Source organism: Desulfovibrio subterraneus (genome assembly GCF_013340285.1).
Classification (GTDB): domain Bacteria; phylum Desulfobacterota; class Desulfovibrionia; order Desulfovibrionales; family Desulfovibrionaceae; genus Halodesulfovibrio; species Halodesulfovibrio subterraneus.
This window is the reverse complement of record NZ_BLVO01000016.1, coordinates 260,244-272,180: the sequence shown is the minus strand read 5'-3', so window position 1 is coordinate 272,180 and position 11,937 is coordinate 260,244. Positions and strand designations below refer to the sequence as shown.

9 protein-coding genes are annotated in these 11,937 nt (G+C 57.6%); 7 read left to right on the top strand and 2 right to left on the bottom strand.

The features are described 5' to 3' along the window. Positions 1–10: 10 nt before the first annotated feature. On the top strand, positions 11–2,983 hold the full coding sequence (locus HUV30_RS15585) for a PAS domain-containing hybrid sensor histidine kinase/response regulator (RefSeq protein WP_174406428.1): 2,973 nt from the start codon (positions 11–13) through the stop codon (positions 2,981–2,983). 167 nt (positions 2,984–3,150) lie between these two features. Here HUV30_RS15585 and HUV30_RS15580 read toward each other — a convergent pair whose 3' ends face one another. Then, positions 3,151–3,570, bottom strand: a complete 420-nt coding sequence (locus HUV30_RS15580) for a rhodanese-like domain-containing protein (protein WP_174406427.1) — start codon at positions 3,568–3,570, stop codon at positions 3,151–3,153. A 245-nt stretch (positions 3,571–3,815) separates the two neighbouring features. After that, complete coding sequence (locus HUV30_RS15575; protein WP_174406426.1) at positions 3,816–4,397, bottom strand: C40 family peptidase; 582 nt, start codon at positions 4,395–4,397, stop codon at positions 3,816–3,818. A gap of 307 nt (positions 4,398–4,704) precedes the next feature. Between HUV30_RS15575 and HUV30_RS15570 the strand changes: the two genes are divergently transcribed. The 6 genes from HUV30_RS15570 to HUV30_RS15545 all read left to right on the top strand — a co-directional run bounded on the left by HUV30_RS15570 (position 4,705) and on the right by HUV30_RS15545 (position 11,936). Then, the gene (locus tag HUV30_RS15570) at positions 4,705–5,559 is read left to right on the top strand and encodes a 3'(2'),5'-bisphosphate nucleotidase CysQ family protein (RefSeq protein ID WP_174406425.1); all 855 of its coding nucleotides are present in this window, start codon (positions 4,705–4,707) and stop codon (positions 5,557–5,559) included. Between the two features lie 137 nt (positions 5,560–5,696). Further along, entirely contained in the window at positions 5,697–6,896 is a 1,200-nt protein-coding gene (locus tag HUV30_RS15565; protein WP_205245245.1) for a MalY/PatB family protein, read from the top strand. Between the two features lie 433 nt (positions 6,897–7,329). Continuing rightward, positions 7,330–8,883, top strand: coding sequence for an ABC transporter substrate-binding protein (locus HUV30_RS15560; RefSeq protein WP_174406423.1), 1,554 nt, complete (start codon positions 7,330–7,332; stop codon positions 8,881–8,883). Positions 8,884–9,084: 201 nt separating this feature from the next. Beyond that, on the top strand, positions 9,085–10,062 hold the full coding sequence (locus HUV30_RS15555) for an ABC transporter permease (protein ID WP_174406422.1): 978 nt from the start codon (positions 9,085–9,087) through the stop codon (positions 10,060–10,062). Between the two features lie 3 nt (positions 10,063–10,065). Then, complete coding sequence (locus HUV30_RS15550) at positions 10,066–10,971, top strand: ABC transporter permease (protein ID WP_174406421.1); 906 nt, start codon at positions 10,066–10,068, stop codon at positions 10,969–10,971. A gap of 5 nt (positions 10,972–10,976) precedes the next feature. Beyond that, complete coding sequence (locus tag HUV30_RS15545; protein ID WP_174406420.1) at positions 10,977–11,936, top strand: ABC transporter ATP-binding protein; 960 nt, start codon at positions 10,977–10,979, stop codon at positions 11,934–11,936. Position 11,937: the final 1 nt, after the last annotated feature.

Here is an 11,937-nt window from a genome sequence, read left to right as displayed (position 1 = left end):
TGCAGATCGTATGCTAAAACGTAATACATCAAGATCGGTCACATCGCTGATCATTGTAGCAACCGTGGGGCTGGTCTTTGTTTGCGCCCTCGCGCTGCTTGCGGTGATGCAGTATACATACTCCGGCTCGATGTACCGCCAGTTCCAGGACCGCGTGGGCGCAGAAGCAAAGCAGCTCGGCCAGTACTATTTCAGGGGAATGGGTGAGGCCCAGCGGCAACTGGATGCCCTTGGCGAAGACAATTCCATTCGTGTGACCCTGCAGCTGGGGGTGGAATACCAGATGCGGGAACGTCTGGCCGCATTTGCCGCAGCTGCGCCTGATCTGCACTTGTATCTGCGCGCGGCCGATTCCCAGCGCGTGTATGCCGCAACAGACGGTCCCATTCCCATAGAGGCCCACGAATTTTCTCTTCAGCCTGCACCGCAGACCAGTTCGTTATCCCTGACATCGGAAGGCCGGTTCTACGTGGCCTCAACGCGCCCTATACGCAACCGCTCGCAGGTTGTGGGTACGGCCGTGGGCATGTATTTCTTCCAACCTCCGGCAGAGGGAGTGCTTCTTGAAAAAGAGGATTATTCCCTGCTCGTTCTCCATCTTGGAGCTTTTCGCGACCTGCGCACCGGCAGGCCTGCCTCTGTGCAATACACTTCGGGAGTCACGGACAAGGGTATCCCCCAGCCTTGTTTGGTGGAAGGGCGTGAGGGCCTGCTGGCTGCCACCGGATTCGAGGGTATCTACTACTTTGCCTCGTCGGCCCCGCTTGAGGAACTGAAGCGTTCCAACCTTCTGAACAATGTTGTGGTGCTGCTGTTCACCAGTGTTCTATGTTCCATTCTGGCCTATTTCATAGGTCTCAAGATCACCGGCCCGCTGCGGGCGCTGGCAGAAAGCGCGCGGAGCATTTCGCTCGGTCAGGCGCGTCTTGCCCTGCCTGAAGGCGTTACGCCCATTACCGAAGTGAACGACGTGCTTCATGCGCTGGACGCGATGCTGGTGAATCTGCGCAAGGCGGAGGAACTGGCGCGCTATCAGTTGCTGTTTGAGGAGGTTATGGATGCCATCATCATCTATGACCTCGACGGCAGGATTCTCGAATGCAACGCGCAGGCGCTGGACCTCATGGGGACGGAACGCAACCGCATGCTCTCTCTGTCCATGCAGGATCTGGTGATGCAGGAATACGGCCAGAAAATGTGGCAGGTGCTGGAGATGGTGCGCAAGACACCTGCCGGCAGCCCGCTGGCCAAACGGCAGTTCGAGATGCGCATCATGCCCGTTGAGGGTGATGCCTTTCATGCGGAAATGCATATCCGCAAACTCCGGTATCAGGAGCAGGACGCGGTTCTGTGTGTTATACGCGATATTTCACCGCGTATTGCGGCCGAGAACGCTTTGCGCAAGGCCATGCAGAATGCGGAGGAAGCCAACCGCGCCAAGAGCGGGTTCCTTGCCTCCATGAGTCACGAAATCCGCACGCCCATGCATTCCGTGCTGGGACTGGTGGATATGCTGCAGGCATCCGGCCTCAACGAGCAGCAGTCGCGGTATCTGCAGATGCTGCGCGGCTCCGGCGAGGTGTTGCTCGACCTGATCAACGATATTCTGGATTTTTCCAAAATCGAGGCCGGCCATATAGAGCTTGAACATATTCCCTTCGGTCTCGAAGGGTTGTTTGAACGCGTGTATTCCATGACGAGTGTACAGGCCGCGCAGAAGGGGCTGGAAACCATTCTCTACATTGCCCCCGACGTACCGGAAAAGGTGGTGGGCGATCCCAACAAGCTGCAGCAGATTCTGCTGAACCTGTTGAGCAATTCGCTCAAGTTTACCGCGCTCGGCCATGTCATTACCACGGTGCACGTGCTGCAGCGGGTAGAGAATAACGTAACGCTCGAAATCGCCGTAAAGGATACGGGAATAGGTATTCCCATCATCAAGCAGCAGAGCATTTTTGACGTGTTTACGCAGGCTGACAGTTCAACCGCCCGCAAATATGGCGGAACAGGGCTGGGGCTCGCCATTACCAAGCGCCTTGTGGAGTATCTGGGGGGTGCCATAAGCGTGGAAAGCCGTCCCGGACAGGGGGCGACCTTTACATTCACCTGCGTGCTGCCCCTGCCGGAACAGTCGTCCGTGAGTGGTTCTGCTCCGTCGCTTGCGGGCAGGCGGGTGCTGCTTGTGGACGATAACCCCGTTACCCTGCATTATCTTGTGCTCACGCTTGCAAACTATGGTGCTGAAAGTGTGGAGGCTTTCTCGGTGCAGGAGGCGCAGAATCAGCTGGAACGACAGAACGGGCAGGGCGCCACCCGGTTTAATGCCATTATCATGGGCAGTGATCTGGCAGAACTGGACGGTGTGTCGGCGCACAGGCAGATGCTGAAGCGTTTCGGCTCCATGTTGCCTCCCACCTTGCTCTATCTGGATTCTTCGCACTCCCCGCAGGGCGGCAAGACGCTGCCCCAGACCGGACTGCCGATTCTCGCCAAACCTGCCACGCCGGGCAAGCTGATAAGTGTGCTGGAAGGTCTTCTGAACAACACGCTCGCGCCGGGCCTTTCCATAACGTCTGCCGAGGGGAGCTCCATGGATGATTCCGACCAGACAGGAAAGGTGCTCATTGCGGAAGATTCCAGTGCCAACCGCATGCTCATGGGCTTCTATCTCAAGGATTCGCCCTATACCTGCGACTATGCGGAAGACGGCAATGAGGCCGTAGCCAAGTTCAGGGAAGGGCAGTTCGATGCCGTCATCATGGACATCCAGATGCCCGGTATGGACGGGTATGCCGCAACCCAGGCCATACGGAGTTTTGAAACGGAAACAGGCAAGCGTCGGGTGCCGATCATCGCTCTGACAGCGAATGCCTATGCCGAAGACCGCGAAAAGTGCCTTGCCGCAGGGTGTGACGATTATCTGGCCAAACCTGCCAAGAAACAGGCCGTGCTGGAAAAGCTGCGGCACCATCTGGCCCGCTAGCTGCCTGTCATATACTGCCATGCCCTGTCGTGTTTCGGGCCGTGTTCGGGCCGAGCCGTTCCCGCGCGGTTGTCCGCGTGATTGCCCCGTGATTGACAGACAGAGACAATACAAAAAAGAGCCGCCCCGGATCATCCGGAGCGGCTCTGCAACATTCAGAACCAGAATTACTTGTCCAGCGATTCGGGATAGGGCCAGCCTTCCTGACCGCCTTCCAGAATGAGCAGGCGGCTTTCGGAAATGCCCTTTTCCTTCAGGTGTTCGTAGGTGCGCTCGGCACCGCCCTTGCCGCGGGGGCAGATGATGACGACAGGAGCCTCGTCCTTGGTGATGTCTGCCATGAAGGCATCGAGCTTGGCTTTGTCTTCTGCGGACTTTACAGGATACGCGCAGGACTTCATGGCACCGGGCAGGTGATGCTTGGCATAGCCATCCTCTACCTGAATATCCATGATGTGCATGGGGGTCTTCTGTTCAAGGTTGGTCTTCATCTGCTCGGGTGAGATGTAGTTGTAGCTGCCGGCAAAGGCATTGCCGGCAAGAACGAGTACGCAGGCTGCGACGAGCAATAGAATTTTTCTATACATGAGGCTTCTCCGGATAGGGTTTGTCAATATAATGCAACTATATCAAATGGTTGTATTGCATGCAAACATCTATGCCGGAATCTTCCCGTTTGAGGTGCCGATTGGTTCGCTGGATCATGCGGGCAGCCTGAGAGGGGCGTTTGCAGCACGTCTCGGGGAAGTCTTGTCAGGGCTGGCCTCAGGGGGGTGAGGGGCTTCATGACTGTTGGAGCCGGGGTAGGGGGCAGGACAGGGTCTGCGCAGGGTCAGGGCAGGTAGCGGCGGCAAGTGAGCAGCCGTGACTGCCAGTAATCCTTGCGCAGCGATTCCTCGCGCACCACGTGGCCGGTCTTGGGACTGTGCACGAAATATCCGTTGCCGGAATATATGCCGGAGTGCAGCCCCTTGTGCGAGATGCGGAAGACGATCACGTCGCCCTGTCTGGGATAGGCGCAGTCGGCAGGGCGGCCACCGGCACTCTGGGCCGAGGTGGTGCGGGGAATGGAAAGGCCGTTTTCCTGATAGGCCCACCAGACCAGCCCGGAGCAGTCAAAGCCTTCGGCCGGATTGCAGCCGCCATAATTGTAGTCTGCACCAATGGCTTTGCGGGCCGTGCGGACGATGGCCGCTTCCTGCCGCGTGGGCAACGGGCCGTCCTGCACTACCGTTGCGGTATTGCGTGAACCGCAGCCTCCGAGCGCCGGAGTCAGGCACAGGCAGGCAAGCAGGCAGAGAAGCAGGCGCAGCGGGGGCGGCGTTGTTTCCCGCAGGGGGATGTCGTCCGTCTGCATGGCAGGAGCGGCTGCGGGCGAATGGGCGTGTGCTGCGGTGCGGCGGGCAAAGGACATGGCTACCTCGTTTGTGATACTGCGATGGCCGTGTGGTGCTTAACATCCTCGGCTAATGCATGTACTACAGCAGTGGAGGGCACTTCGCCAAGGGGGCAACGCCACCTGAATGACGTGAAGGGTAATGACAAACCTATGTTTTCAATAAACCCTATGCCCGTTAAGTTGAGACAGAGGTTCAAAAACGGATTTCACCGCGTATGCGAGGAGCAGGAACGTAAGGTTCCTGCCCGGCGGAGCCAAACAATACCCCAAATGACGTTGTCAGCAGTCTGAACGCCACCGGAATGCCATCAAGAGAGCAGTCATGAACAGATCAGTCATTGAACAGCTGCACGCGGAAGGCGAATTTCCGCAATCGCTTCTCACCCCGCTGCCTGCAGGGCTGGCGGAGGTGTTCTGGCATCTGGCGCTGCTTGCGGAAGAAGCCGGAGCGCTGATTATGCAGTATTATGGCGGGGATGTGCAGATATCCTACAAGGAAGACGATTCGCCCGTGACCATAGCTGACGAAGCAGCCAACGACTGCATTCTGAGCGGCCTGTCGCGCCTTGTCCCCGACATTCCGGTCATTTCCGAAGAGGGCGGGCTGCCTGCCTATGAAGAGCGGGCGGCGTGGCCGAGCTATTTTCTTGTGGACCCGCTCGACGGCACCAAGGGCTTCATCAAGCGTAACGCCCAGTTCACGGTGAACATCGCCTATATGGTGAATCACCGCCCTCTGGCGGGAATCATCCATGTGCCGCTCAACGGCACAACCTATCTCGGCGTGGCCGGAGCCGGTGCACTGCGCATAGGCGACGGCGATGGCGGCCCCGTGCGACCTCTGCGCACCATCAGCAGCATACGCACCCGACGCGATGCGGGCGATGGCGGCCCCGTGGTGCTGCAGAGCAATGTGGATAAGACTCCGCGCCTCGACAGTTATATGGGGGATGCGCCCCATACCCGCCTGCGGGCAGGCAGTTCCTATAAGTTCTGCCTGCTGGCGGAAGGCCGCGCCCAGCTCTTTCCCTGCCTGCATGCCACGTGGGAGTGGGATACCGCAGCGGGTCAGGCTCTGCTGGAGGCGGCAGGCGGCTCCATGTGCGGGTTTGAGGGTGAACCCTTTCTCTATGGCAAGGCGGATCTGCTGAACGGCTGGTTCGTGGCCCGCGCGTAGCGCATCGGGGAGCAACTGACCAAACCCCGATATTTCGAGGTTATCGTAATAACATCACACTGCGGGGCCGGTTGAGGCTCACTGCAGCCGCACAGGTTCCCGCAGCAGACAATACTCTCACAAGAAAGGATATGCCTGTGTCCGCACACTGCTTCGACTTCGACACCGTAATCAACCGCAACAACACCTACTGCGAAAAATGGGACGACATGCAGGCCCTGTTCGGCGTTTCTCCCGCAGAAGGGGGCATTCCCCTCTGGGTTGCGGATATGGAATTTTTGCCTCCGCCCGCAGTGAAGAAGGCGCTTTCCGCCATGATAGACGGCGTGCTCGGCTATTCCGGCAACTATGCGGAGTATCATGCGGCCATTGCCGGCTGGATGGAGCGCAGGCACAACTGGCATATCGAACCGCAATGGATATTTGCCTCACACGGCATTGTCATGGGCGTGAATCTGGCCGTGCAGGCATTCTGCCGCCCCGGTGACAATGTGGTGCTGCAGACGCCGGTGTACTATCCCTTCTTCGGGGCCGTGCGGAACAACGGATGCCATGTGACGGCCAACCGTCTGGTACGCAAGGGTCAGGGTCGATACGAGATGGATTTTGATGCGCTGGAAGCGCAGATAGACGCCCGCACCCGCATGCTCATTCTGTGCAGCCCGCACAACCCCGGCGGCAGGGTCTGGACGCGGCCGGAACTGGAACGGCTGGCAGAAGTGTGCTGCAGGCACGACCTGCTCATCGTGGCGGACGAGATCCATCATGACCTTGTCTATCCCGATGCGGGGTACCGCCACACCGTCATGGCCTCCATTGCGCCGGAAGTGGCCGCGCGCACCATCACCTGCACTTCTGCCACAAAGACCTTCAACCTTGCCGGCACCCTTACGGGGAACGTGATCATCTCCAATCCGACTCTGCACAGACAGTATGAGCGGCAGGTGCACCGCGCAGGCATGTTCCTGCCCAACACCTTCGGCATGATCGCGGCCATGGCCGCCTATACCCACGGTGATGCATGGCTCGACAGTCTGCTGCCGTATCTGGCGACGAATCGCGATACCGTGGCACTGGCTGTGCGGGCGCTGCCCGGCGTGGACTGCATGCCCCTTGAAGGTACCTACCTTTCGTGGCTGGACTTCTCCGGCTACTGCGAGCGCACCGGCTGCGACATGGCCGAGGTGGTTCGCCGCATACAGCAGGATGCCCGCCTCGCGCTCAACCACGGAACCACCTACGGGCCGGGAGGCGAGAGCGGCATGCGATTGAATTTCGCATGCGCAAAAAGCCAGTTGTCTGAGGCGCTACAGCGGTTTGTGAAGGCTCTGGCCTGATTGTGCCTGCGTGATGCCTCAAAATGCCCCGTGTGATTTTCTGGTCTCTCCAAAAAAGGCGGGTGCATTCGGCTATATTCACGAAGGTTTTTTGTTGCCTTTTTGCCTTACAGGTCCGGAGGCGCACTGTGTGCACAGACAGTCGCAACCCCGCGTCACTAATTGTGAAAAAGGGCCTCTAGAGTGCCATTTCTGTTTCCGAGAGGAATGTTTTAGTCGTATCAACATAACAATATTGACAATTTTGCAGTAGAAATAGCTTGACTTGAAGCCCTTTCATGGGTTGGATAAGTCGCTTTCCTGTTGTTTACTTTGGATCGATCTAAGCTGTGTCCGGGGGTATTCCGGACTACGGCTGTAGTGCTATAGGAATGTGGCAACGATCCGTCGTTGAGGTAGGTAAACCTGTTTGAAAGAGTACTGGAGGTACTGGATGAAACGTTTTGTTTCCGCAATGGTGCTGGCTCTGTCTCTGGCACTGTTCGCCGTCCCCGCTATGGCCGGCAAGACCCTGCGTCTCGCCATGGACGCCGACCCGGTGTCCCTTGACCCGCATGTTCAGCTTTCCGGCGGCATGCTGCAGTATTCCCACATGGTCTTTGATCCGCTGATCCGCTGGACTCAGGACATGAAGTTCGAAGGCCGTCTGGCCGAGAAGTGGGAACGTCTTGATCCCATGACCGTCCGTTTCCACCTGCGCAAGGGTGTCAAGTTCCACAGCGGTAACACCTTTACCGCCAAGGACGTTGCCTGGACCCTTGACCGCCTGAAAGTTTCTCCCGACTTCAAGGGCCTGTTCGAAGTGTTCGGCCCCGCTGTTATCGTTGACGATTACACCGTGGACCTGAAGACCAAGGTTGCCTACCCCCTGCTTCTCAACATGGCTACCTACATCTTCCCCATGGACAGCGCTTTCTACACCGGCAAGGATGCCGCAGGCCAGGATAAGGCCGCCATCGTAAAATCCGGTCCTTCTTTCGCCAACGAACATGAATCCGGCACCGGTCCCTTTGTTGTGACCGAGCGTGAACAGGGCGTTAAGCTGCTGCTCAACAAGTTCGACGGCTACTGGGGTCCCCGCGGCAACCTGGACACCATCGAATTCAAGCCCATTGCCAACGAAGCAACCCGCGTTGCCTCCATCCTTTCCGGCGACGTTGACTGGATTCAGCCCGTTCCCCCCCAGGACTACGACCGTCTTGACGAAGCCAAGAACGTGGACCTGATCACTCTTTCCGGTACCCGTCTCATCACCCTGCAGCTGAACCAGAAGCGTGTGCCCGCATTTGCCGACAAGCGCGTTCGTATGGCTATCGTATACGCTACCAACAACGACGGCATCGTGAAGAAGATCCTCAAGGGTCGTTCCACCACCGCCGGCCAGCAGAGCCCCAAGGGCTACCTTGGCTACGTTGAAGAACTGAAGCCCCGTTACGACGTAGCGAAGGCCAAGGAACTCATGAAGGAAGCCGGTTTCGAAAAGGGCTTCGAAGTGACCATGATCGCCCCCAACAACCGCTACGTGAAGGACGAAGCCATTGCTCAGGCCTTCGTGGCAATGATGGACAAGATCGGCATCAAGGTGCACCTGAAGACCATGCCCAAGGCTCAGTACTGGGATGAGTTCGATGCTCAGGTCGCCGACATCCAGATGATCGGCTGGCACTCCGACACCGAAGACTCCGCTAACTTCACCGAATACCTGCTCATGTGCCCCAACAAGGAAACCGGCATGGGCGCATACAACTCCGGCAACTACTGCAACCCCGAAGTTGACAAGCTCATCAACGAATCCAATGCCGAAACCGACCGCGCAAAGCGTACCGCAATGCTGCAGCAGGTTGAAAAAATCCTGTACGAAGACGCAGCTTTCGTTCCGCTGCACTGGCAGGACCTTTCCTGGGCCGCTTCCAAGAAGGTCAAGAATGCTCAGGCAATCGTGAACGGTATGGACTTCCCCTACTTTGGCGACCTGGTAATGGAATAGCCTTGAATGGATGAAATGCCGGAGCGGACACCCGCTCCGGCTTCTCCTTTTCAAAGTTTCTTTGAGCGGCGGCGGGCGTCCGCCGTCGCAACTGGGTAACTTTGAAAAGGACCGAATGAAAGGAACCGGCCCCGCGCCGGTTCTCCCGTGTCCGGGCGACCGCACAACATTACCTATAACCAACAAAGATATTAAACAGTTATGTTCGCGTTCATCATGAGACGACTGGCGCAGGCAATGCTCGTCATGTTTGTCATCTCCATCATAGGCTTTGGCATCAAGTACTCCTTCGGGGATCCGGTGCGCGAAATGGTAGGCATGTCTGTGTCTGCCGCCGATCGCGAGGCCCTTCGGGACAAGCTTGGTCTGAATGATCCGATAGTGGTGCAATGGACCCGCTTTGTAAGCAATGCGCTTCAGGGCGACCTCGGCCGTTCGTTCTTCTATCGCAAACCTGCCACCGAAGTGATCATGAAAAAGGCACCTGCAACGCTTGAACTGGTGTTCTGCAGTGCCATGATCATTCTGCTGGTTTCAACACCCGCAGGCATTTACGCCGCGGTGAAACCCAAGTCGGGGCTGGCCCGGTTCATCATGGGATTCAGTATTGTAGGGGTTTCCGTTCCCGTGTTCCTTACGGCAATCCTGCTCATTTATCTGTTTGCAGTAGAGCTGCACTGGCTGCCGTCGTACGGACGGGGTGATACTGTGCAACTATGGGGCTTCTGGGATACCGGCCTGCTGACGCTGGACGGCCTTAAGCACCTGATTCTGCCTTCCGTTGCCCTTTCTTCCATCATGCTGCCGCTCTTTATCCGCCTTATCCGTGCGGAAATGAAGGAAGTAATGCAGACGGAATATGTGAAGTTCGCCCGCGCCAAGGGCCTTAAGCCGTGGCGCATCCTCATGGTTCACGGGTTCAAGAACACGCTGCTGCCGGTTATTACCGTGGGCGGTGTGCAGATAGGCATCATGATTGCCTACACCATTCTGACGGAAACAGTGTTCCAGTGGCAGGGCATGGGCTTCATGTTCATCGAAGCCGTGGAACGTTCAGACACCTCCCTGCTGGTTGCCTACCTTGTCTTTGTAGGCGCGCTCTTCGTCACCGTGAACACGGTGGTGGATATTATCTACGGCCTGGTGAACCCCATGGTCCGTATTTCGGGGAGGAAATAATACATGTGGAAAAAATTCCGCGAATCCTACTTTCTGTACAGCTTTCTGCGCGACCCTGTTGCGGTCGGCAGTTTTCTCATTCTGTTCATTCTGCTGATGCTTGCGCTGTTTGCGCCCCTGCTGGCCACACAGAACCCCTATGACGGCTCCTCCATCGACATCATGGACGCCGAAATAGCGCCCATGTGGATTTCCGGCGGCAACTTCCTGCTCGGTACCGATGCGCAGGGCCGCGATATATGGTCCACCATTCTTTACGGTGCGCGCGTTTCGCTGCTCATCGGCCTTGGTGCCGTTGTGCTGCAGGCAGGGCTCGGCATCATCGTGGGCCTTGTTTCCGGCTACAAGGGCGGCAAGATTGATTCCATTCTGATGCGAATCACCGACGTGCAGTTGTCCTTCTCTTCCTACATGGTGGCCATCTTCTTCGGCGCCATTCTGCAGACGGCTTTCGGCGTTGCCGGATATGCCAACATTGCACTGCCGTTCCTCGTGTTCGTTATCGGCATCTCGGAATGGCCGCAGTATGCACGTACCGTGCGCGCCTCCGTGCTTGCGGAAAAGAAGAAGGAATATGTGGAAGCCGCCCGCGTTATCGGCCTTAAGCCTTCGCGCATCATGTGGCGCCACATTCTGCCCAACACGCTTACGCCCGTGCTCGTCATCTCCACCGTGCAGGTGGCCAACGCGGTCATGAGCGAAGCGGCACTTTCCTTCCTCGGTCTCGGCATGCCCGCCACCCAGCCTTCCCTCGGCTCGCTCATCAAATCCGGTTTCACCTATGTGCTGAGCGGCAGCTGGTGGATTACCCTGTTCCCGGGTCTGGTACTGGTGCTGCTGGTGCTTTCCATCAACCTGCTGGGCGACTGGCTGCGGGATTTCCTGAATCCCAAACTCTATAAGGACTAGGGAACATGGATACTTTGCTTGACGTACGAAACCTGACCGTCAAGTTTGCCCTGCGTGATTATGCGCTTACGGCCGTGAACAACGTTTCCTTCACGCTCAAGCGCGGGGAACGCCTCGGCCTTGTGGGCGAATCCGGCGCAGGCAAATCGGTTACGGGTTTTTCCATAATAAATCTGATCTCCAAACCGGGCTTCCTTGCAGGCGGCTCGGTGTGGTTCGACGGTCGCGATCTTGCGACCCTTTCTGAAGAAGAAATGCGCCGGGTGCGGGGCAACCGCATCAGCATGATCTTCCAGGACCCCATGATGACCCTGAACCCGGTGCTCACCATCGGGACGCAGATGATAGAAACGCTGATGGCCCACAAGAACATCTCCAAAAAGGAGGCGGAGGCCATCGCCATCGACAAACTGCGCAAGGTATACATCAACTCTCCCGAAAAGCGGCTTAAGCAATACCCGCACGAGTTCTCCGGCGGCATGCGCCAGCGCATCGTCATTGCCATTGCGCTGCTGACCGACCCCGCGCTCATCATTGCGGACGAGCCCACCACCGCGCTGGACGTGACCATTCAGGCGGAGATAATGGACCTGCTGCTTGAGCTCTGTAAAAACGAGAACATGGGCCTTATCCTCATCACCCACGACCTTGGTGTCGTATCGCAGGTGACGCAGAAGGTGGCCGTTATGTACGCAGGCAGCATTGTGGAGCTGGGAGAAACCGAACAGGTCTGTACCAACCCGCAGCACCCCTACACCAGAGGTCTTATAGCCGCGCTGCCCGAAGGGGCCACCGGCTCACGCCTGAACCAGATTCCCGGCAGCATGCCCAGCCTTACGGACATTCCGGAAGGCTGCGCTTTCAACAACCGCTGCGATCTGTGCAAGGACGTCTGTCTTTCCAGAGTTCCCTTGCTGGAGCTCAAGAAAACCGGCGTTTGCGCCGCTTGTCATGAACTGGAGTAGT